The organism is Puniceicoccus vermicola (genome assembly GCF_014230055.1).
In the GTDB taxonomy this organism is placed as follows: Bacteria; Verrucomicrobiota; Verrucomicrobiia; order Opitutales; family Puniceicoccaceae; genus Puniceicoccus; species Puniceicoccus vermicola.
Map to the genome: position 1 here is coordinate 104,991 of NZ_JACHVA010000127.1, position 21,574 is coordinate 126,564.

The window sequence follows — 21,574 nt, forward strand, 5'->3', positions numbered from 1 at the left end:
CAGCGCCCCACCCCTGCCTCTCCGATGTTGCTGTTTGCCGGAGGCGGAATGACATTGTGACTATCGTCTGGTTCTCACTATTCTTCAGACTTTAGAAAACTGCCCAAAGTCGCCCCGAGAGAGCCCTTCAAAAGACAAGTCTTCGTCCAGGTCCGGCCAGTGTAGCCCAAAGGGTGAAATCTCAATATGATTCAGTTGCTCAGGAGTTCCCTGCTTCAGGCGGGGGTTCTTTTCTACCGGGAACTTAATTTCGACACCAGATTCCATGTAGACGAAGATGTATCCGTCCGAATAAGAGGCCTGTATTTGACTGTTAGCTAAGGTGTTCATTCCACTTTTCTATTATGAGGGTCTTATTCGCTTCCGCAAGTTCTTGTGCCTTGGAAAGTTCCTTCACCTTCAGCCCATGCGATTCTCTCAATTCTATCTGATCGTTGACGTTGAAAACAGCTTCTCCTCCAGAATACCGGACATGAACGTGGATCGGCTCGTGGTCATTGCTGTAAAAGAAGAATTTGAAGCCATCCTGTTCGAAAATTAAAGGCATATTTTCAGCGTGGCCAGTCGACCAAATTCTTCAATTTCATTTTTTACTGTTGAGAACGTGGAGAGCACGCACCCGAGCCAAGGAAATCAATCACAAGGCGGGCGGTTAATCTCGGATTGTATACCCGTCTGGTTCGAACCGGTGTGGGAAACGATCTCACGCGAAGCCGCTGAGCTGCGAGGCAGACGGAAAAGGCATTCTCTCACAGGGCCCACTGAGCTCACAAAGATTTGCCTTCTCTCTGTGCCGCTGGCCTGCCCGCCGTAGCCTTGCGCGAAGGCTGGGTGCCTCTGTGAGATTCAATTCTCTTCGTCCTTCTTTCGCTTTCCATTCAATCTTTTCTCGAACGTCGAAGTCCTCTCACACCTGCCGGGGGCGAGGCTCCGACTGCGGATTAAAGGATGAATGATCATGGCGGATTGAACTCGCGGCGGGACACGTGTTGAGAACGACGCCTTGCTCGGCGTTGATATTGGTCTAGCTGTATGCGCGCGAAAAGGTCGGAAGTGGAGATCGATCAGTAGGTAGGTGAAGCACATTTGCTAAGGCCTGATCCATGATCGAAATGTCTGAGATGAAACGCCCGGAGATCTCATAGGCTTCCTGAATTGGAAGGGGCACAATGTTGTTATGGATGGACACCCCGAGGTCATTCTCTACGGAAATAGCTGCGGCAACCTTACCAGACCGATCCTCGCCCAACTCATGGACGAGACAGTTCCGGACAACGACGGCCTTAGGAATGATCGCTAGATCGGGAACATTGAGGAACTCGTGTGCTAGAACGCGGAAGGGTTCTTCACTACCCCGGAAGATCGCCGAAATAGCTGGCCCTAAATCGGTTGCATCTTTGACCGCGTGAATGCGCTTCTTTGACAATTTTAGGGTTCCCTTCCAGGTGTCAATGCGTGACATATCCGCCGTCAGGGCTGTCTGGAACACTCTCCGCAAATACCAGTGGTAGGTATCAACGCATGAACACAATACGGACTCGGCAACAAACTTCTCAAGAGCCGAAGTATACGGCGCGTTCTGATCAGATCCATCCTCTCCCGTGTAGGATATCCGATCATCCACATTCTCGCCCGGCGCCAAGTTGGGCTCTATAAGCGCTCGCAATCTAGATAGTCGGCCCTTAAAAAGCAGGCAACAGGTAGGATGATAGGACTCTGAGTCGATTTCTTGGAATCAAAGGTCTGGCCATCGGTATCTGTAGACTTTGCACAAGCCTCCAAATGAGGACAAAAAGAACCCACTTGCGTAAGTTCCATGCCGCCGCCGCGAGCATTACGTTCTGGCTGGCTCCGAGGGCACCTTTGAGGAAGCATCGAGCCATGCGGAAGTCACTTTTAAGATGCCCGATAACCGGCTCAATCGCCGATCTTCTCCCTCTTCGTTTTCTTTCTTTGGCTTTTTCGTAAGAAGTAAGACTTTTGGGTATTGGCTTAGGAAGCTCAATCTTCGTATCGACGACTTGCGCTCGTCCACGGTATCCCTTGTCGACCAGGCAGTTTTCCGGCCATTTTCCGGTAATCCCTCTCACCTGAAGCAACGCAGGTTCGAGCGTGTCCCCGTCGTAAAGATTCTCTTCAAAACTTTTGGCTCCCACGATCACTCCGCTCTTGGCTGTTATCACCACCGAGGCCTTCTTTCCAAACTCATATTTCTTGTGCGCTTTGCCTTTGGCTATGCACAAAACCTCGGGATCGTGGAGGCTGTAAATCTTGCCCTTATCCGTGCGGCCCTGCTTGAGAACCTTTTCAAAAAGCTCCAGATCCTCCCGGTAGATGGTCAAATAACCCGAAGATGCTTTCCTTCTAAACTCCCGAATCAAGCTCCCTCCCACCGTCTTGAGCCGTTTTTCAGCCTTACGCCGGTTCTTCTTCGTGCGATTCGAACGGGTCCGCAATGTGGCCAGAAGCTTCGGCACCGTGCGCACATAGGAACGCTTCCATTTTACCCCGGCTTCTTCGCCCATCGACCACATCTTTTCGATGATCTTGCGACGCATTTTTGTATCCGTTGGATAAGTCACGTTCGCTTCCTGGACCGTCGTGTCTGCCACCACTTCCTCTTCTTTCTCAATGGCATCACGGTGCAAGTTCACGCTCGCCTCGAAGATCTTTTCCACTCCTTTCTCCCCTATGCGGTGACGAAAGTGAACCAGCTCGCTCGGCGTGCACGGTTGCTCCCAGCGAAAGAACTCTTCTCCGCAAAAATACTGCATGTAGCACTCACGCCTCCATGCCTCGCAGACTCGCTCATCCGATAGGTTCTCCAACTGCTTAAGCAAGAGTAGACCCACCATTAATCGAATCGGTTTCGAGGGCCGACCCTCAGTCGAATAAAAAACCTCAAATTCAGCATCGAAAAAATCCCAGGGGATCACATGCGAAAGCTTGAAAAGATCTTGCCGCGGATCACACATCAGATCCAGACGCTGCAGAAATAAATCATTCGATGGCTCTTTTATCTTTTTCGACTTCATTTGAGTTTTGCCCAGTTTTTTGCGCTTTTCAGCAGTATTCTGGGCAAAATCCAGCACCAAAACAATCATAAAGCGCTAATAATTCGAATACTTATGAGTTTTTAAGGGGCGACTAGATAACGCCTCTTCCTTCCTCTTGAGGTGAGCCTCATGTAGCCGACTATTGAATGCGCGATTGTCGGAAGGAATGAAAAACGACAAGGTATTGACGCTCGATAGGCGACTAAGCGCTGCACGTCCGAACTCTGTCAATGGAACTGGCACCTTGTGGTAGTGGGCTTCTTTTCTTGGCGAAAGTGGAGACCAGACAACCAGCCCGGAAGGCTCAGTCGTCAGGTTGATCTTTAGGATTTTCGGGCAAGTTTACTGGGTTGTCTGTGTCGTTTGGTTTTGGATTCTTTTTTGGGGGTCCCGTTCAGTATTCCGCCAATCAGGATGAGCGAGGCTGGTAGGATGGCGATCCTATAACGTTCATTCAGATCTAGAGACAATGCTCTCATTTCTGATTCAACCGCTTCCCTTTCAATATTTTCTCCTTCCTTTAGTTGTTGGGTGTGCCAAATCCATGCGGTGTGGTGGTAAGAGGACAATCCAACCGCAAGACAGCCAGCAAAGCCGATGAACATTAAGCTGTAGGCGAGGATTCTCATTTTATCTTCAGAACGTATAGACCAGACAACCAGCCTGCGAGGCTCAGTCCTCCTTGTGATTTTTAGGATTTCCGGGCGAGTTCACTGGGTTGTCTGTGTCGTTTTGTTCGACCCAACGAGGATCTTTTCCCCGGAAAAAGAAAAAGAGAAAAACGGCTAACCCTGTGAATATCGCAATACAGATTTTCGAGTTGGGCGAGAGTGAACCTACCGAATCCTCGAGCAGATCGGCTCCCCAAAAGGCTTCCGAGAAAAATATTACAGCCCAAAGAATAGTAGAAAAGATTGCTACAAGAACTGCCGGTCGCGAGGGCGAGTATCGAGTAATCGGAACCAGACAATCTATAAATCCACTACGCTCGCCGATAGACTGCTCAGGGATGAATAGATCTTGAATATCAAGACCTTCTGCTTCTTTTCTCAACTTCTTTTCCCAGTTCTCAATCCACCATTTTGAACCCACGGTGCTAACCATCCAAGCTGCCGATGACACGAGACCAAAAGATGCCACCACGAAAGCATACCCAGCTCCTTGAGATTTAAGTGCACCGTAGGCAACTAATGATGCACCTACAAAAAGCCAATAGTGGGACGATCTTCTCCAAAACAGGTCGATTTCGCTATTTCGACAATCCAGGGCGATCCTAAATCTCCTCTCAGTATTTTCGTTCTGTTTCATTTTTTGTCGAACGTAAAGCGTGATCACGTAGTGGAGGCGGAGCCGTAACGGAGTTGATCACCGCGACTGGATAGATCTTTTGTCGCGTAGGCCAAAGCCTCTTGGAGTTCGTCGTCCCATGCCTCAGTTCCGTCCTCGACTCCAGATTCTATTCTTTCTTTTGCAATCGGCATAAGTGCTTCAACTGCAATCTTCTGCCTTAGAAACGTAGAAATCTCCTCATTTGTTAATTCTTTCAGTTCTTTTTTCCAAGCATTTCGGCAACGCTTGATCAGGCTGCTTTCAAAATCTGGATCTACCCAAGCCCCTTCGATTGATTCAACTGTAATTCCATTTTTCATTTATCTATCAGTGCTATATCTCAAACTCAGTTTGAGATATCCCGGGATGGGTGGTGATTCGGGTCGGGATGATTCTCACGGGTTTCGAAAGAGGTTGGATCCTTGTAATCATCTGATTTCAAGGTAGATATAAGATTCCGTCTTTAGCGGAGCAAAGCGAGAGTCTGCCCCGAAAGCAATAATGATTTCTCGGAAAATGCACAACCCGATGAGGAATCTTCTGAACGAGTTTGGGATATGCCGGAAAATTCAAACGGCTCAATGCGGTGGTAGCGTTCGGTAAATAAACGATATTCAGAAACATGAAGGTCTTTGCTTAAAAAAAGGGGAATAAAGAAAAGGCCGCTGTGTGTGTGATTTTAAACGCGACTTTACTCATCTGGTGGACTCCTCTCACAATGCAGATATGGAAAGCAGCACAGTAAAATCTAGACTGATTGACGGAATGAAGCATAGATCCAGCCGCAGCTATCTACTTCTTTCGCGCTCCCCGCTTCAGTCGCGATAGTGCTTATTGTTCGTAAAACCGGAGAATGATCACATTTCTAACAGTTTTATACCTAGCGCTAGGCATTACTGTTTTGTTCGTGCTTGCACCCAGATACTTTCGCATTCGGAACATCGATACTTTCGGCAGTGAAGACTCCCGCTGGCTGCTTTTCACTTCACTGGAAGGTATCGTCCTTGCGCTCCTTACTGCGAGCTTCTGGCCGATACTGGCACCGCTTTGGCTGTGGACTGAAACAAAAGCGAAAAATGAAAAATTAAAGTTTGCCCAACTGGAATCAGATAGGATTCCAGACGAAAGTGAATTCGCGAAGATGACTTTTGACGAAAAACTCGAAGCCTTAAAAAAGGAAGCGAGGTCTGCAAATTCGAACAAGACGGCAAAAGACAGCCGAGTGAACTCGCCCGAAAATTCTAAAAATAAATCGGACGATCGAGCCACATAGACTGGTTGCCGAATCTCTACTTTAGGCTCATCAAATCGCCAAGCCATGTTCCCCCCGGCCACATAGATCTTCGAGTTCGCAACATTAAAGACGTTCACCCGTTTTATTCCGAAGGACCAATTGGGAGCCTGCTCGAAGTCTATTACTTGTCAGAAATAAAAAGAGAAAGCATCCACCTGCGATATGAGAGCTTCGCGTTCTCTGTGCTCTTCGTGGTGATAAAAGAACTTTGGAGTCTGCCTCTCAAATCGCAGCCGCCTAAAAATGCGGCGAATCGTCTGAGAGGCATCTGGGGCGGAATGAATTCCGCGCTCCTATAATCAACCGTTTCTAGCGCGCTACCCTATCGACCCGCCCCAAACCTCGGCGAGAGAACGATACCGCGTCGTTCGAGCAACGAGCCCTCGGCCAGATACAGTTCCACTTGAGCAATGCGGTATTGGACGATTGCACGGACTCGCTCGATCTCGGCTTCCAGCAGATCACGCTGCACTTGGGAGAGCTGCAAGGAGGTTCCAATCCCCACCTCGAGGCGCTCTTTCTCCGCTTCGACCGATTGCCGCTGCAACTCCACGGTCGCGGCCGTGGCCCCGATTTGACGGCGGGTGCGCTCCAGTTCATTCGCGGCGAGGAGAACATCGGTGCGAATCACTCGTCTTAGGTTCCGGATGGACTGCAACGCTTGATCGCGGGTGGCCCGTGCTGCCAGTTGCTCTCCCCTACCGGCTCGGTTCCCGAGGGGATAGCTGAACTCGCCACCGATGGACCAATCGTAAGTATCGCCATCCAAGTTCCGGAAGGAATCGCTGAAACTGGAGGCGTATCCGGTTTTGCCGAGCGAGAGAAAGAAATCCAATCGGGGAAGAAGACCGTTTCGAGAAACGATGGTTTCCAATCGAGCTTGGTCCAATCTCAATTCGGCTTCCCGCAAATCCGGACGGCTCTCCAGCGCGAGTTGAATGCGCTCATCAATGTTCTCAAGCGGAGGGGGTTCCTCCAACTGCGGTTCCGAGGTGGGAAGGACGTCTCCCCCCTGAAGAACAAATCCATCGGGTAGGATCATGCGGGCAAGTCGAAGGCGACTCTCTTCCAACGCGCTTTGCGCATCAATCAAATCCCGTCGGCGCAGGGCCACCTCCGCCCTCACGGCAGCGGCATCGTTCTCCGGAAGAGCTCCAAGCTCAATCCGCTGCTCGATTTCATCCCGTTGCAGCTCGGCCACGGCAAAGGATTGTTCGAAAATCGCAATCTCCCGCCGAGCAAGAACCCATCGCCAGTAGGCAATCTCGACATCGGCAATCAATGCTTCTCCGTATCCCCAAAGTTCATACTGGCTGATCAGAGAATCCCACTCGGCCAGCTGAATCGAGGCCAGGTTCACCACCGGACCGAAACCTTTCAACAGGGACTGAGTTACCGTCAGCCCGAGCCGTGCTTCGTTCTGTTCCGGGGTGCGATTGGAGACCGACTGCTCCTGCACGGCGGCAAGCTCAAGATCCGTTCCCGTCGGAAGACGTTGCCGGATACCGACTTCGGCGGCACGTGAACTGCCATCCACGGAAAATTCTTCCTCCGTCGAGCGCGAGGCTTCAATGAGGTTCTCTTCCTGATATTCGAAGAGCGCATACAACTCCGGATCAAAGACTCCGCGCTCGATCTGGACAAAGGCCCCGGCAATGACGGGATTGAGAGTCTGCACCCGCAGCTCCGGATTGTTCTGGAGGGCAAGAAAAACCGCTTCCTCCACTGATACCTCGTAAACCTCTTCTCCGTCCCGAACGACCTTCGTCGGCAGGTTCTCCGGCGCGATCCACTCCTCGGTCTCGACCGGTTTCTCCCGATCGGTCTCTTTGGCCAATTTCTCGGAGTAATCCGGCTCAAAGACCGACCACTCGTCGACCGAAGCACACCCACTCAAAAAGAAGATTCCCGCAAAAACCAGCGCGGCGTTTCCCATAAACTTGCGCGAACTCATGCAGACTTTCCTCCCCGGTGAAAAAGCGAATAGACAGCGGGAACGAGGAAAAGGGTGATGACCGTCGAGCCGACGAGTCCGCCTACGACGGCCCGAGCTAGCGGCGCTTGAGCATCGGCCCCCTCCCCGATTCCCAAAGCCAACGGAAAAAGTCCGAGGACCGTTGTGCAAGTGGTCATCAAGATCGGTCGAAGCCGTCGTCGTCCGGCTTCGAGGACCGCCGCATTGATCGGCATGCCCTCGTTTTGCAATTGCCCGGCTTGGTCGACCAGAAGGATGGCATTATTGACAACGATCCCACCCAGCATGATGCAGCCGATTCCGGATTGAAGGTTGAGGGTGGTCCCAGTCAAAAAGAGAGTCAGAAGGACGCCGATCGCGGCCATCGGCACCGAGAACATAACCACCAGGGGATTGATGAAGGATTCATACTGACAGGCCAAAACCATGTAAACGAGCAAGACGGCCAACATCAGGGCGATCACCAACTCGCGAAACGATTCTTGCTGCTCTTCGAAACTACCCGCGACATTCAGATCGAACCCATTGGGCAAGGGAATCGTAGCGAGACGCTCTTCGACCTCAGCCGCGACCGACCCTAGATCCTTGCCCGCAACGTTCAAGCTGACCCGGGCGATGCGTTGTTGATCTTTCCGAGTGATTTCCTGTGGACCGCGGTTCGAGGTCGTGTCCACCACACTGCGAAGGGCCACTTCGTCACCATCCGGCGTGGCAAGGGTAAGGTCCAAAACTTCCTCGATGCTGCGATGCTCAGCGTCCTCGAGTTGAACAAAAATCCGAAAGGAGTTGCCCTCCCTACGGAACTCACCGGCATCCGACCCGGCAATGGCGGTACGAATCAGGCTGGTCACATCTTCGATGCTCAGACCGAGGTCCGCGACCCTCTCCCGGTCGATGTAGATTTCCTGTTGAGGAATCCCCTCGGTGATGCTTCGGGTGACGTCGGTGATTCCCTCAACTCCCTCTACCGCGTCTTCGACAGCTCTCCCCAAGGCCGCTAAAACTTGAAAGTCGAAACCGCGAATCTCCACGGTCAGTCCTTCATCGCCACCGAGCAGGCGGTCGAGCAGGAACTGTCCCTGCGGAGCCCGGGTACGGATTTCCATACCGGGGATCTGCCCCTCCAACCGCTGTCGCAAATCTTCCGCGATCTCGACATTCGACCGATCCCTTTCGCTCGCGGGAGTCAGCGAAATTCGGATACTCCCTTCGCCTTCACTGACGCTGACCACCGAGGAAACCTTCTCCGGAACCGCCCCGAAAACGATCTCCTCCATCTTCCGAGTCTGTTGATCGACCAGCTCCAGCCGAGTGCCCACCTCCATCTCACCCGTTACTCGCACCTCCCCCTCATCGCTTGAGGGGAGAAACTCCGTGCCGAGAAAAGGTGCCAGAAATAGCGAGGCGCCGAGGAGGAGCAGTGATACCACCAGCACCCCCCAGCGATGACGCAAGACACCGCCAAGGCAACCTTTGTAGTGACTCTCCAGCCACCCCAATCCTTTTTCCGAAGCCGAGACCATCCGCGCGACCCATCCCTTCCGCCGCTCGGCTTCTTCCACGCGACTGCGGAGGAACCGGGAGGAAAGCATCGGCACCAGACTCAGGGAAACGAGCAAAGAACAGACGAGAGCAAAGACGATGACCGAAGCAAGGTCCCGAAAAAGAACCCCTGAAACTCCTTGGACAAAAACGACCGGGAGAAAGATGACCAGAGTCGTGATCGTGCTCGCGACGATCGCCGTGGCCACTTCCATCGTCCCCTCTGCCGCCGCCACATGCCGGGTCTCCCCCTCCTCCTCGCGTCGGCGGAAGATGTTCTCCAGGACCACGATCGAACTATCGACCATCATCCCCACCCCGAGGGCCAGCCCTCCTAGAGTCATCAAGTTGATCGTAAACCCGAGAAAATAGATCAGGGTAAAGGTCGCGAGAATGGAGATGGGGATCGCGAGCGAAATGATGATCGTACTCCGGAAGTTTCGAAGGAAAAAGAGAAGAACGAGGATCGCCAATCCTCCCCCGTAGAGAACGGATCGCCCCACATTCTCGATCGAACGCTGAATGAAGTTCCCCTGATTGATGACCGGGATGATTTTGATCTGCGGGAAGGATTCGTTGAGTTCGTCAATCTCATCAAGGATTTGGCGGGCGACTTCCACCGTGTTTGCCCCGGCCTTTTTCCGGATGGCAATCCGGATACCCCGCTCCCCGTTAATCCGAATGTTTCGCGTGAGTTTGCTGAAGGTGTCGCTCACTTCCGCGATCTGCCCGATCCGGACGAAACTCCCGTCGGGCGTGCCGATCACGGTTTGCCGGATTTCTTCCAAATCCTTAAACTCGGCCGGAGCCCTCAAGGTCACTTCATAGCGCCCTTCCTCGATCTTTCCGGCCGGGAGATCGAGGTTTGCCCGCTCAATGGCATCGAGAACCGCGTTTAGAGAAATCCCCTGGGCCCGGAGTCTGTCCGGATCGACTTCGACTCGGATCTCGCGATCAAACCCTCCCCAGAGGTCGGCCTGAGCGACGCCGGGAATTCGGGTAAATCGATACCGCAGCTGGTCCTCCACCAGTTGCGTCAATTCCACCGGATCGAGACGACTGGAGATCCCGATCAAGACAACCGGAAAGGAGTCGATATCGAATTTGTTCACCCGGGGTCGGACGATGTCGTCCGGCAACTCGCTGACCTCATCCTCCAAGGTCGCCTGCAAATCGAGGGCCGCCTGATCGACGTCGGTCCCCCACTCGAAGGTCACCGTCACCCGACTCTGCCCTTCGCTGGAAGTCGAAGTGATTTCTTCAACCCCTGGCGTCGTCGCCACGATTTCCTCCACGATCTGAGTCACCGTTCGCTCCATCACCTCCGGGCTCGCGCCTTCGAAACTGGTTCTGACACTGACCGTCGGCAACTCGATGCTCGGCAGGAGATCGATCTTCAGCTGCCGGAAGGAAACCAGCCCCAACACCACCACGATGAGGCAAGCCATCGTGGTAAAGACCGGACGATTGACGCTAAAGCGGGGAAGACTCATCGGGAAACGCCAACCGCCTCCAGGTCCGTAACCCGCACCCGCGAGCCGTCATTCACCAGTTGTTGTCCCAGGGTCACCACCTCACCCGAGATGTCATCGGCAATGATCTCGACACGATCTCCCTCGCGGATGCCGATCTCCACTGGCTGCCAATAAACCGTTTCGCGGTCGTTCCCGAGCCGGAACACGCCATTCTCATCGTTGCGCCGGACAATCGCCAGGTCTGGGACGATTGTCGCATCCTCCCGCACGCCGAGAACGAGTGATGCCCGGACAAACATCCCAGGCTTCAGGCGTCCATCCGGATTCGCGACTTCGAACTCCACTCGAGCCTGACGCGACTCTTCGGAAAAAACCGGAGCGATCCGAGAGACCTTCCCCATAAACGACTCACCGGTGAAGGCATCTGTGCGAAGGGTCACTGAGTCTCCACGTTTGATGCTTGGATAGTCGCGCTCGGTCACTCGAACGACGCCCAGCAACGGATCCAGATCGACTACCCGAAACATCGATTCACCCGAGGACACGGCATCCCCCTCGTCGACCATGCGCTCGGCCACGACCCGATCTCCCTCGCCACCGGTCCACTCCGCCCGAACGCGGGTTTCCCCCAGATCGATCTGCGCGGCCTCCAGCTGCGCTTCCGCTCGAGCGATCTGCGCCTCGGCCACGGCAAGCCCAGCCTCTGCCGAAAGGCGCTCGGCCCGCGTCGTGTCGACCTGCGCATCCGAAGAAATCCCTCGATCCCGCAACTGACTCGCGCGCTCGCTTTCCTTCCCAGCAATCTCCATCCGCGCTTCGGCTTCCCGAAGATTCGCTTTCGCCACCATCAAATCGGCCTCCGCCTGACGAACGGATTGCACCAGATCCCCATCGTCGAGAAGAGCGACCACATCACCCTTCTTCACCGTATCGGAGACCCGCACCTTCAATTCCTTCACTTGGCCGGCAATTCGAGGGGCCGCATAAAAATCTGCTGAAGGCCAGAGACTTCCACTCAACTCGCGCCTCAGCTCGATCCGGCCGATTTCGATCTCGGCCACTTCAACCGGTGCCGGAGGTCGCTCCTTGCCCGTCGAGTCCGCATCCGCCCCACACCCAAGTGCTAGCAAGAGGAAAGAAAGAGACCCTAGGAATGTTCCGGAGAGAAAGGATAGCTGACGGGCAAAGCTCATGAGATTGTTTGATGCAAACCGAACCGCTCTCGAAAATCAACCATCACCACTCGATATCGTGAAAAGGGGGGCAACGAAAGACACGGAGCACAGAGCAACTGAAGTCATTTTACGAGATCATCACAAAGAGATTCAGCGGACCGCACGCTTTCATGTCCACAGAAACTTGGACGCCCGGAAGGTCGCGTTCTCGGTATATTCCAGGGCCTAGGCTCGTGGGCAAAAGCGCTACGCTCCCCGAGACCGGAGGAAATGGGATCATCAACTCCCGAAATTCCCTTTGCTTGTCGCTACATCCGGCGTAAGCAGAAGAGATCAGTGGCTTTCAAATACCCGACCGAATTATCGAGCAAGGCACGATCCTACTCTTCTTCCCTTCACCCTTGCGCCCGCAAGGCCTCGAGGGTCGGTGTCTTTCCAGCCGACTTCCATTTCTCCGGCGTGCCGGAGAAGAGGAGATGCCCTCCCGCCTCGCCACCTTCTGGACCGAGTTCGACCACCCAATCGGCCATCCGGATGAGATCGAGGTCGTGCTCGATGATGAGAATGGTATTCCCGGCATCCCGCAAACGGTAGAGCACATCGATCAAGCGGCCGATGTCGTCCCAATGAAGTCCCGTCGTCGGCTCGTCCAACAGATAGAGCGTGCGCCCCTGCTCACGCCGACTGAGCTCGGTGGCGAGCTTGAGCCGCTGCGCCTCCCCACCGGAAAGGGTTGTCGCGGATTGACCGAGACGCAGATATCCAAGACCCACTTCACGGAGCAGGTCTAGCTTTGCCAGGACCGCGGGATTCTTGCTCAAGGCATCCCTCGCTTCTTCGATGGTCAGGTCGAGAACCTCGGCAATGTTGAGCCCGCGGTAGCGGACTTCGAGAGTTTCCCGGTTGTAACGCCTTCCCTGACAGCTGGGACACTCGACGTAGACATCGCTCATGAACTGCATGTCGAGCCGGATCACTCCGTCGCCCTTGCAGCGTTCGCAGCGACCACCCGAAACGTTGAAGCTAAAACGTCCCGGAGCGTATCCCCGCACCTTGGCGAGCGGCGTCTTGGCGAACATCGAACGAAGGATGGAAAAGACCCCGGCGAAGGTGGCCGGATTGGAACGTGGGCTCCGACCGATGGCGGATTGGTCAACTTCGACCACGGTATCAAAATGTTCGAGACCGCGGATCCCTCCGTGAGCGCCGGGGACGGATTTCGCGCGGTTTAGTTTTCGAGCGGCCGCCGCCGCTAGGATGTCGTGCACCAAGGAGCTTTTTCCCGAACCCGAAACTCCGCAGACCACACTGAGACAGCCCACGGGAAAACTGACGTCGAACCCATCAAGATTGTGCTCCACCGCTTTCAACACTTCCAGTGCATCTTTTCCGGGACTGCGCACCTTGCGGCGATCGAGCAGACTCTCTTTCCCCGAAAGGTAGGCCCCGGTGCGACTTGCGGGGGATCCGGCGATATCCCCAGGCTGACCGGCGTAGACTAAGTTGCCCCCCAATGAACCGGCTCCCGGCCCCATCTCGACGAGGTGATCGGCAGCGCGGATCATGGCTTCCTCATGCTCGACGACGACCACGGTGTTCCCCCGATCCCGCAGGCGGTGCAGGTTCTGGATGAGGCGGCGGATGTCGATCGGGTGCAGGCCGATGCTTGGCTCATCGAGAACGTAGATCACGCCGACGAGTCCCATGCCGAGCTGAGTGGCCAACCGAGCCCGCTGTGCCTCCCCACCGCTGAGCGATTGAAAGGAGCGGTCCAGCGTCAGGTATCCGAGCCCCACTTCCTCCAGGAAACGAAGTCGGTGAGCCAACCCTTCCACGGCTTCATCAACCAATTTCCCCGCGGAAGCACGAAACGGCCCCTCCGCCTGTTTCAACGCGGTATCTACCGGCATCGCCAGGAACTCCGGATAGGAAACGCCTTCCACCCGAATGCTGCGTGGGTAGGCACCGAGCCGCGCGCCCTCACAAGCGGGACAAGGCAAGCGGCGCTGGTAGGCGATCAAACGGGCCCGTAGACCATCGCTGGTCGAGGTCGTAAAGGAATCTTCCAGATCCGGAATCACTCCGGGGAATGGCATCGACTTCGGCTTGCGGTTGCCGGGGCCGAGCTTGAAGAGAAACTCTTGATCCCCTGAACCGTGGATAATCAATTGCTGCACCGATTCATCCAAGTCCTGCCAAGGCACGGTCGGGTCAAAGGGGAGCTGTTCCGCGAGTTGCCGCAAGAGCGCGTTGCGGCGGATGATCATTCGCTTCGACCCGATCCGCCAAGGCTTCAACGCCCCCTTTTTCACGGAGACGGAGGGATCGGGAACCAATAGATTTTCATCGAACCGAAGGATCTCACCGATTCCACCGCACTCCGGACAGGCGCCGTCAGGATTATTCCAGGAAAACAGCCGTGAGGAGGGTGCGGGATAGACCTCTCCACAGATCTCACAGGAATGGGCCTGGCTGAGGAGAACCTCGCGCATCGGAGCCTCCTTCGATTCCTGCACGAGGATGATGGCCCGATCCCCTCCTTCGCCGAAAGCCAGTTCCAGGGAATCGGCGATCCGCCCCCGCTGGTCCGGGCGCAGCACCACTCGGTCGATGAGAAGGTCGAGCTGCTGCAGCTTACGGCCCCGGTCGACAATATCTGCATCATCGAGGCTGGCGATGCGTCCATCGATGCGGACGCGTGTGTAGCCTTTATGCCGGAGGCTTTCCAGCTCCTCGCGAATGGCCGACGGTTTCGCCTCCATGCGGGGAGCAAGGATCTGGATCCGGCTTCCCTCCGGCTCCTCGAAAATCCGGGCGAGACAGTCGTCAATCGAGCGGCGGCTGACGCGCCCCCCATCCTTCGGGCAAAAGGGCTGACCAGCCACCGACCAGAGAACCCGGGCGAAATCGGCAACTTCGGAGATCGAGGCGACGGTACTCCGGGGATTCGTCCCCTGCCCCGTCAGTTGCTCAATGGCGATGACCGGCGAAAGGCCTTCGATGAAATCTACCTCAGGGCGATCCACCTGGTCGAGGAGCTGACGCGCTTTGGGCGAAAGACTCTCCATGTACTTCCGGTAGCCCTCGGCATAAAGAGTGTCGAAAGCCAGGGAAGATTTGCCCGATCCACTGACTCCTGTGACCACCGTCATCCGGTTGCGAGGAATCTCAACATCGAGATTCCGTAGATTGTGCTGGCGTGCACCCCGGATGCGAATGGACTCGTTGGCAGACATAGATTAGCAACGAACTAACGCCAGGAGACGGAAGACGGCAACCCTTCTGGTCATTGAGAAAGGGGAATTCGAGCTAGAGCCGTGAAGAAAAATGTAGATCCACCCCAAACTTTACCGTGGAGCTTCAGCAATTACCCGTCGGCAAAAATCATTCTCGTAAAACGCAACGTTCCACCCTTAGATCAGCAAAATGAAAGAACGGCCCATTCTCTACATCAAAGCTGGTTGCCCTTGGTGCCAGGAAGCCCAAACGTTTTTCAATCAGCATGGCGTCGATGTCGACATCCTGGATGTCAATCGGGATAAGTCCGCAATGAACCGCATGGTCGAGATCAGCGGGCAGACCAAGACCCCCACCTTTGAATTCCGCGACTTCATCGTTGCCGATTTCGACACCGACGAGTTTATGGCCGAGCTGGACGAATTCCCGGAAATCCGGATTCAACTCGGCATCGGAGACGACGAAGACTGATTCGAACCATGATTTCAACCAAGCTCCGACTCTTCTCGGTTCTCGCGATTCTCAGCGCCCCATTCGCTCACGCCAATGGGCCCGACATTTCCTCGTGGTCGATCACCGTCAAAGGCGGCCCCGCCTTTCCTGTGTTTGGCGAGTTCACCGGAAGCGCTGGCGAAGCCAGCACCACTACCACCGATGAGGACGGGAACGTGACCTCGACGGGGAACGATGCGAGCATCAACTCCCTGGATTGGGACCAAGCCTTCGACAGCTTTGTCAACTACGCCATCGAGCTGGACTTCTGGGAAGATGGCACCCGAAGCCTCTACCTCGGAGTCTCCCGCACCGAGGGCAGCGGCAAAAACGCTAACATCGGAACCTTTAACGGCAATCCGGTCATTGCCTCGTTTGACGACTACACGGATACCGGACTCTACGCGGGTTTCCGCTGGGGGCTCGGCGAGGCCGGTTGGGTCAAATCCCTCATCTCACTTCAGGCTGGTGCGACCTTCACGGAAAGCGTCAGCGCCCAGACCACAAACTTACCCGGGGCCACCAAGATTGGGATCTACAAGTCCTCGACCGTTTTCAACGTCGGCGCCTTCGTCTCGGTCATTTTCACCCCCTTCGATTTCCTCGAGGTGGGTATCGATAGCGGCTTCCAATATCAAACCGCTCCCGATGGCGATAACTCCCAGCTCGGACTCCTCGGGCTGGAAGGCATCAACTCCGAAGGAAATCTAGGTCTGGTCCCCGTCCGCATCCTAGCAACCATCAAATTCTAAAAGCCCGGAAGGCGAAGGGCAGATGGCGTAACTGTCCAACCATCGAAGGGTCCAGCCATCCACCGCTCACGGTCTCACTGTCTCACCGATCACTGTCTCACCGACAAACCGTCCACCGACAAACCGTCAACCGACAACCGTCCACCGACAACCGTCCACCGCCAACCGACTACCGTCCACACCGCAAAGTGTGAACCGTGATCTCGGCCGGCGCGTTCAGCCGATAGGGTAATTTACATCCGCCGCACCCATTGGCGGTGTAGCCCTGCACTCCTCGATGCTCCCAAGCTCCGGAAATCATCGCTCGGGGGCATTTGAAATGATTGGAGATCGGCAATCCCCACGGCAGGCAAATTTGCCCCCCATGCGTGTGCCCGCTCATCATCAAGCTCACGTCCCAATCTGCCGCGTCCTCGTAGACCTCGGGAGAATGGGCCAACATGACCACCGGTCCAGGCTCCTCACGGCCCATCAGAGCCCGCTCAAAGGAATGCGCACGGAATTGGCGAGGATCATCCACCCCTGCGAGCCAAAAGCCGCTCTCCGGCGTCCCAATGAGCTCAGATTCATTCATCAGCACCCGCACGCCGCACTTTTCCAGCTCTCGTGCCACTGTAACGATGTCGTGATTCCCCAGAACGGCGAATTTCGGCTTCGGGAAGAGAGCGATGAGCTCTTCCAGCAACGGAACGTCCATAGATTCCTCCTCAAACACCAAATCGAAGAAATCTCCGGTCAGGCAGGCCACATCGTATTCCAGGCCGCGAAGCACTTTTTCCAACCGGGAGACCAGGCCGGGATCAAAATCGAGGTGAAAATCCGACGCCTGGAGCAGGCGGTAACCGTCCATCTCCGGGGAGAGTCCCGGAATGCTCCATTTCCGCTCCAAAATCCGAATATCTTCAAAATTGCGCCGCGCCCGGTTCGCAAGGAGCGAGCTCTTGATAATCAGGTCCAACCCCCGCACCGGCAATCGGCGATCTGCCATCCCATCGGGGTGCAGAAAATCGGGAGCCATGCGAACTCGCAAAATTTCCTCCCTCGACAGACGCTCACGCACGGCCTCAAAGCCCATGCGCTCTACCAATTGGTCAAACCACGGGCTCTTCGGAACCACCGTCGATTCCAGTTCCTCAGGGGTGGGATTTAACTGAATCACACGGAATTTTCGGTTTTATGATGGACAATGGCAAGTGTTTGGACAACTGGATTTAGATTTGTCAGATGCGAATTCACTTAATGAAATCGAAAATTCTTCGGTGCAAGGTCACCGACTCGGCTCTTCACTACGAAGGCAGCCTAGAGATCGATGCAGCTCTCATGGAGCGCGTGGGACTCCTGCGCTATGAGAAGATTCTAGTGGGGAACATTGACAACGGAGAGCGATTCGAAACCTATGCCATTCCCGCCGAGAGCGGATCCGGGCGCATCTCCCTGAACGGGGCCGCCGCCCACAAAGGCAAGCTGGGTGATCGACTCGTCATCATTTCTTTTGCGGAAGTGGAGGCCGATGAGGCCGCCTCATTCAAGCCCAAGACGATCACCATGGGCGAAGACAACTTCACCGTGATCAAATCTACGAACACATGAGCTATAAACTTTTCATCCCTGGCCCGATTCAGGTCTCCGACAAGACCTATCAGGCAATGACAACTCCGGTCGTCGGCCACCGTAGCCCCGACTTCGTCGCCCTGTACGAATCCGTTCAGCCGGGCCTGCGAAAGCTGGTCGGCACCAAGGATCCCGTGTTTTTGAGCACCAGCAGCGCCTGGGGAGTCATGGAAGGCTCGATTCGCAATTTGACCAAGAAAAAGGTCCTCAACTGCATGTGCGGGGCCTTCTCGGACAAGTGGAACAACGTTTCCAAGCGCTGCGGCCTCGAAGCTGGCGCCCTCTCCGTCGAATGGGGCACGCATATCGATCCGGAAGCTCTCCGCAAGGAGCTCTCCACCGGCGAATATGATGTCGTCACCCTCGTCCACAATGAGACTTCGACCGGCGTCATGAACCCTCTCCCCGAGATCATGGCGGTCCTTCGCGATTTTCCGGAGGTCTTCTCGATCGTCGACACCGTTTCCTCCTTTACGGCCGTCCCGATGCACAAAGATGAGCTCGGCATCGACGTTCTCCTCACGGGCTCCCAGAAAGCGCTGGCAATGCCCCCCGGCCTCGCCCTTCTCTCCGTTTCTGAACGCGCCATCGAGCGGTCCAAGACAGTGGACACCCGCGGCTACTACTTTGACTTCGAGGAATTCCTGAAGAACCACGAAAAAGGAATGACTCCGAGCACTCCAGTGATTCCGCTGATCTACGCTCTTCGTTCGAAGATCGAAGACATCGAGAATGAAGGACTGGAAAACCGCTACCAGCGTCATGCCGATCTCAACGCCATGGTTCACCAATGGGTTGAGAAAAACGGCTTCGAGCTCCTGCCGAAGCCCGAATACGCTTCCAAATCTCTCAGCTGCGTTCGCAACACCCGCGACCTTGATCTCGCCGCCATCAACAAGCGACTCAAGGAGGAGTTCAAGATGGTGATCGACATCGGTTACGGAAAGCTCAAGGGCAAGACCTTCCGCATCTCCAACATGGGGGATGAAACGGAAGAAACCATGCGCGAGCTCCTCGACAACCTCGACACCATTCTTTCCAGCCTTTCCTAAGGGATAGGCCCCTCCTCCGGCATGAAGAAACTTGTAATTGCAGAGAAACCTTCCGTAGCCGGAGACCTGGCCAAGGTCCTCGGACGCGTCCCAAAGACTGGGGACTTTTACGAAAACGACGAATGGGTCATCAGTTCGGCGCTCGGCCACTTGGTCGAGCTGAAGATGCCGCAGGAAATCGACAAGGCCTACAGTAAGTGGACCTTGGACAACCTGCCCATCATTCCGAAGACCTTCGGCACCAAACCCGTTGAGAAGACCAAAAAAAAGCTTCAGGAGCTGAAAAAGCTCATGAAGCGGCCGGACGTCGGCACCATCATCAACGCTTGTGATGCCGGTCGCGAGGGGGAGTTGATCTTTACGCTGATCCTGGATCAGGCGAAGGTCAAAAAAGACATCAAGCGCCTCTGGATGATGTCCATGACTCCCGATGCGATCCGCAGAGCCTTCGAGCAATTGCGAGAGGGTGACAGCATGCAGAACCTGCAGGACGCGGCGCGAAGCCGACAGGAAGCCGATTGGCTCGTCGGCCTCAATGCGACCCGGGGAGCTACCGTCACCTTCGGCCGTCGCGGGGGCACCGCCGCCAACGTCGGGCGAGTCCAGACTCCCACCCTCGCCATGGTCTGCGACCGCGAGAAGGAGATTCGGAACTTTGTTCCCCGATCCTACTGGGAAATCATCGCCGACTTCTCTCTCGAAACCGGCACCTACAAAGGAACTTACCAGCGGCCCGGTTTCAAAAAGGACGAGACCAATCCGCACGACCGGGTATCCCGCATCTGGGAAAAACCCGACGCCGAGCGCATCGCAGAAGAAGTCCGCAACGGCGGCGAAGCATCGGTCACCGAGAAAAAGAAGCGTTCGAAACAGGCCGCTCCTCGCCTCTACGACCTGACGACCCTTCAGCGGGAAGCGAACAATCGCTACGGATTCTCCGCAGCCAACACTCTTTCCATCGCCCAGGCACTCTACGAGCGCCACAAGATGTTGACCTATCCGCGAACGGACTCCCGTGCCCTCCCCGAGGACTATGGAAGTTCTTGCCGCGATGCGATGGCCCAACTGCCGGACACCTACAAACCGCACGTTGACTATATTCTCTCTGAGAACCGGATCGATCCGAAGGACAAACGCGTCTTCAACAACAAGAAGATCAGCGATCACTTTGCGATCATTCCCACCGACCAGAAGCCCCGTTCACTCAACGACGCCGAGCAGAAAATTTACGACATGGTCGTCCGCCGGTTTTTAGCCGTCTTCCACCCTCCCGCCGAGTACGACGTTACCACTCGGGAATCCGTGGTCGCTGGACATACCTTCCGCACCGACGGAAAGGTCCTCGCAGAACCAGGCTGGCTCGCCGTTTACGGAAAGAGCACCGGAGCTGCAGACACCATTCCAGCCTTGCCGAAGGATCAGGAGCAACCCGTTCCTGCCGGAGTCGATTCAGTGGAGGTCAAAGAAGATCAAACCCGTCCGCCGCCCCGCTATTCGGAAGCGACCCTTCTTTCGGCCATGGAAAACGCCGGAAAACAGGTCGAAGACGACGATCTCGCCGAAGCGATGCGTGAACGCGGTTTGGGAACGCCGGCCACGCGTGCTGGAATCCTCGACAACCTAGTCCACCAAAAATACTTGGAGAAGGACGGCAAGGAGCTCCTCCCGTCTCCCAAGGGCGAAGCACTCATCGATTTTCTCCGAACTTTCGACATCGAGCACCTGACCAGCCCCGCCCTCACCGGCGAATGGGAATACCGCCTGAAGCAGGTCGAAGAAGGTCATCTCGATCGCAAGGAGTTCATGAAAGGGATCGAGGATATCACCCGTCAGATCACGGATGCCCTCAAGAACCCTCCGCCTCCGATCGAATCGTCGCTCAAGTCGATCACCAACGACGAAAATCTTCAAGAGACCTTCAAAGCCTACGTTTCCACCGACACCGTCTCGGTCAACAACCGGAAGATTCCGGCCCTACAGGTCAACAAGGTCATCGGAAACCGGGCGATCACTGAGGAGGAAGTCGCAGAACTTTTGGAGAAGAAGCAAATCGGCCCTCTCGACGGTTTCCGCTCGAAAATGGGCAAGGCCTTTTCCGCGATCTTGAAGCTGGTCCAGAAAGACAACGGCTCCTGGCGCGTCGAACTCGATTTCGGGGATTCCGGAGACGGAGAAGCTGGCGAAGTGGACATCAGCAACGCCGAGGTCGTCGGCGAATGTCCGATCTGCGGCGCCCCGGTTCACGAGGCACCCAACGCCTATATTTGCGCAGAACGTGCAAAAGACCGGGATAATTGTGATTTCCAATTTGGACGCAATATCCTCGGTAAAACGATCGAACGCCCGGTTTTCCAAAAGCTTCTTACCGATGGAAAGACCGATTTGGTCGAAGGATTCCGGTCCAATCGAACCAAACGGAAATTCGACGCATTTTTGGTCCTGAAAGAAAAAGGCAAACTCGGTTTCGAGTTCCCGCCCCGCCCGGCCAAGAAAGCCGCCAAAAAAGCGACCAAGAAGCAGGCGAAGAGCTCTTAAAGAGCCCTAGAAATCGGCCAGAAAGGTAAACATTTCCCCAAAAACCGGG

Annotated in this window: 18 protein-coding genes; 6 read left to right on the top strand and 12 right to left on the bottom strand. The window is 55.3% G+C overall.

Annotated elements, in window-relative coordinates; translation table 11 throughout:
• Positions 1 to 84: 84 nt before the first annotated feature.
• The 7 genes from H5P30_RS17330 to H5P30_RS17360 form a co-directional block, all read right to left on the bottom strand.
• Positions 85 to 330 carry a DUF2442 domain-containing protein gene (locus H5P30_RS17330; protein ID WP_185694172.1) on the bottom strand — a complete coding sequence of 82 codons (246 nt, stop codon included), beginning with the start codon at positions 328 to 330 and terminating at the stop codon, positions 85 to 87.
• Entirely contained in the window at positions 314 to 547 is a 234-nt protein-coding gene (locus tag H5P30_RS17335; RefSeq protein WP_185694173.1) for a DUF4160 domain-containing protein, read from the bottom strand. The genes H5P30_RS17330 and H5P30_RS17335 overlap by 17 nt, the downstream gene beginning before the upstream one ends.
• 477 nt (positions 548 to 1,024) lie before the next feature.
• Positions 1,025 to 1,666, bottom strand: a complete 642-nt coding sequence (locus H5P30_RS17340; RefSeq protein WP_185694174.1) for a hypothetical protein — start codon at positions 1,664 to 1,666, stop codon at positions 1,025 to 1,027.
• A gap of 16 nt (positions 1,667 to 1,682) precedes the next feature.
• Positions 1,683 to 3,035: an IS5 family transposase gene (locus H5P30_RS17345; protein WP_246459911.1), complete on the bottom strand. Its 1,353-nt coding sequence runs from the start codon at positions 3,033 to 3,035 to the stop codon at positions 1,683 to 1,685.
• Positions 3,036 to 3,379: 344 nt separating this feature from the next.
• Positions 3,380 to 3,685: a hypothetical protein gene (locus H5P30_RS17350; RefSeq protein ID WP_185694175.1), complete on the bottom strand. Its 306-nt coding sequence runs from the start codon at positions 3,683 to 3,685 to the stop codon at positions 3,380 to 3,382.
• Positions 3,686 to 3,728: 43 nt separating this feature from the next.
• Positions 3,729 to 4,364, bottom strand: a complete 636-nt coding sequence (locus H5P30_RS17355) for a RipA family octameric membrane protein (RefSeq protein WP_185694176.1) — start codon at positions 4,362 to 4,364, stop codon at positions 3,729 to 3,731.
• A gap of 23 nt (positions 4,365 to 4,387) precedes the next feature.
• Complete coding sequence (locus H5P30_RS17360) at positions 4,388 to 4,705, bottom strand: contact-dependent growth inhibition system immunity protein (protein WP_185694177.1); 318 nt, start codon at positions 4,703 to 4,705, stop codon at positions 4,388 to 4,390.
• A gap of 533 nt (positions 4,706 to 5,238) precedes the next feature.
• Here H5P30_RS17360 and H5P30_RS17365 point away from each other — a divergent pair.
• Positions 5,239 to 5,658: a hypothetical protein gene (locus H5P30_RS17365; RefSeq protein WP_185694178.1), complete on the top strand. Its 420-nt coding sequence runs from the start codon at positions 5,239 to 5,241 to the stop codon at positions 5,656 to 5,658.
• Positions 5,659 to 6,001: 343 nt separating this feature from the next.
• On the opposite strand, the gene H5P30_RS17370 is transcribed toward H5P30_RS17365, so the two are convergent.
• From H5P30_RS17370 to uvrA, 4 genes are all read right to left on the bottom strand, one after another.
• On the bottom strand, positions 6,002 to 7,633 hold the full coding sequence (locus H5P30_RS17370; protein WP_185694179.1) for a TolC family protein: 1,632 nt from the start codon (positions 7,631 to 7,633) through the stop codon (positions 6,002 to 6,004).
• The gene (locus H5P30_RS17375) at positions 7,630 to 10,689 is read right to left on the bottom strand and encodes an efflux RND transporter permease subunit (protein WP_185694180.1); all 3,060 of its coding nucleotides are present in this window, start codon (positions 10,687 to 10,689) and stop codon (positions 7,630 to 7,632) included. The genes H5P30_RS17370 and H5P30_RS17375 overlap by 4 nt, the downstream gene beginning before the upstream one ends.
• The gene (locus H5P30_RS17380) at positions 10,686 to 11,864 is read right to left on the bottom strand and encodes an efflux RND transporter periplasmic adaptor subunit (RefSeq protein ID WP_185694181.1); all 1,179 of its coding nucleotides are present in this window, start codon (positions 11,862 to 11,864) and stop codon (positions 10,686 to 10,688) included. Before H5P30_RS17380 ends, H5P30_RS17375 begins: the two co-directional genes overlap by 4 nt.
• Positions 11,865 to 12,241: 377 nt before the next feature.
• A complete protein-coding gene (gene uvrA / locus H5P30_RS17385) occupies positions 12,242 to 15,082 on the bottom strand; it encodes an excinuclease ABC subunit UvrA (RefSeq protein ID WP_185694182.1) in 2,841 nt (946 codons plus the stop codon).
• 190 nt (positions 15,083 to 15,272) lie between these two features.
• Between uvrA and H5P30_RS17390 the strand changes: the two genes are divergently transcribed.
• Both H5P30_RS17390 and H5P30_RS17395 read left to right on the top strand, forming a co-directional pair.
• Entirely contained in the window at positions 15,273 to 15,554 is a 282-nt protein-coding gene (locus H5P30_RS17390) for a glutaredoxin family protein (RefSeq protein WP_185694183.1), read from the top strand.
• A gap of 8 nt (positions 15,555 to 15,562) precedes the next feature.
• Positions 15,563 to 16,327: a hypothetical protein gene (locus H5P30_RS17395; RefSeq protein ID WP_185694184.1), complete on the top strand. Its 765-nt coding sequence runs from the start codon at positions 15,563 to 15,565 to the stop codon at positions 16,325 to 16,327.
• A gap of 169 nt (positions 16,328 to 16,496) precedes the next feature.
• Here the strand turns inward: H5P30_RS17395 and H5P30_RS17400 are convergent, their stop codons facing one another.
• The gene (locus H5P30_RS17400) at positions 16,497 to 17,486 is read right to left on the bottom strand and encodes a metallophosphoesterase (RefSeq protein ID WP_185694185.1); all 990 of its coding nucleotides are present in this window, start codon (positions 17,484 to 17,486) and stop codon (positions 16,497 to 16,499) included.
• A 65-nt stretch (positions 17,487 to 17,551) separates the two neighbouring features.
• Here H5P30_RS17400 and panD point away from each other — a divergent pair, with 65 nt between their 5' ends.
• The 3 genes from panD to H5P30_RS17415 are packed head-to-tail and all read left to right on the top strand — an operon-like array spanning position 17,552 to position 21,525.
• Entirely contained in the window at positions 17,552 to 17,917 is a 366-nt protein-coding gene (gene panD, locus H5P30_RS17405; RefSeq protein ID WP_185694186.1) for an aspartate 1-decarboxylase, read from the top strand.
• Complete coding sequence (locus tag H5P30_RS17410) at positions 17,914 to 18,990, top strand: pyridoxal-phosphate-dependent aminotransferase family protein (protein WP_185694187.1); 1,077 nt, start codon at positions 17,914 to 17,916, stop codon at positions 18,988 to 18,990. Before panD ends, H5P30_RS17410 begins: the two co-directional genes overlap by 4 nt.
• Positions 18,991 to 19,011: 21 nt before the next feature.
• Positions 19,012 to 21,525: a DNA topoisomerase III gene (locus tag H5P30_RS17415; protein ID WP_185694188.1), complete on the top strand. Its 2,514-nt coding sequence runs from the start codon at positions 19,012 to 19,014 to the stop codon at positions 21,523 to 21,525.
• Positions 21,526 to 21,574 lie beyond the last annotated feature (49 nt).

Coding starts and splice junctions, on each gene's coding strand:
- H5P30_RS17365 (WP_185694178.1), top strand. CDS start 5,239: ATGATCACATTTCTAACAGTTTTATACCTAGCGCTAGGCATTACTGTT.
- H5P30_RS17415 (WP_185694188.1), top strand. CDS start 19,012: ATGAAGAAACTTGTAATTGCAGAGAAACCTTCCGTAGCCGGAGACCTG.
- H5P30_RS17335 (WP_185694173.1), bottom strand. CDS start 547: ATGCCTTTAATTTTCGAACAGGATGGCTTCAAATTCTTCTTTTACAGC.
- H5P30_RS17350 (WP_185694175.1), bottom strand. CDS start 3,685: ATGAGAATCCTCGCCTACAGCTTAATGTTCATCGGCTTTGCTGGCTGT.
- uvrA (WP_185694182.1), bottom strand. CDS start 15,082: ATGTCTGCCAACGAGTCCATTCGCATCCGGGGTGCACGCCAGCACAAT.
- H5P30_RS17395 (WP_185694184.1), top strand. CDS start 15,563: ATGATTTCAACCAAGCTCCGACTCTTCTCGGTTCTCGCGATTCTCAGC.
- H5P30_RS17360 (WP_185694177.1), bottom strand. CDS start 4,705: ATGAAAAATGGAATTACAGTTGAATCAATCGAAGGGGCTTGGGTAGAT.
- H5P30_RS17375 (WP_185694180.1), bottom strand. CDS start 10,689: ATGAGTCTTCCCCGCTTTAGCGTCAATCGTCCGGTCTTTACCACGATG.
- H5P30_RS17330 (WP_185694172.1), bottom strand. CDS start 330: ATGAACACCTTAGCTAACAGTCAAATACAGGCCTCTTATTCGGACGGA.
- H5P30_RS17370 (WP_185694179.1), bottom strand. CDS start 7,633: ATGAGTTCGCGCAAGTTTATGGGAAACGCCGCGCTGGTTTTTGCGGGA.
- H5P30_RS17380 (WP_185694181.1), bottom strand. CDS start 11,864: ATGAGCTTTGCCCGTCAGCTATCCTTTCTCTCCGGAACATTCCTAGGG.
- H5P30_RS17355 (WP_185694176.1), bottom strand. CDS start 4,364: ATGAAACAGAACGAAAATACTGAGAGGAGATTTAGGATCGCCCTGGAT.
- panD (WP_185694186.1), top strand. CDS start 17,552: ATGCGAATTCACTTAATGAAATCGAAAATTCTTCGGTGCAAGGTCACC.
- H5P30_RS17410 (WP_185694187.1), top strand. CDS start 17,914: ATGAGCTATAAACTTTTCATCCCTGGCCCGATTCAGGTCTCCGACAAG.
- H5P30_RS17345 (WP_246459911.1), bottom strand. CDS start 3,035: ATGAAGTCGAAAAAGATAAAAGAGCCATCGAATGATTTATTTCTGCAG.
- H5P30_RS17390 (WP_185694183.1), top strand. CDS start 15,273: ATGAAAGAACGGCCCATTCTCTACATCAAAGCTGGTTGCCCTTGGTGC.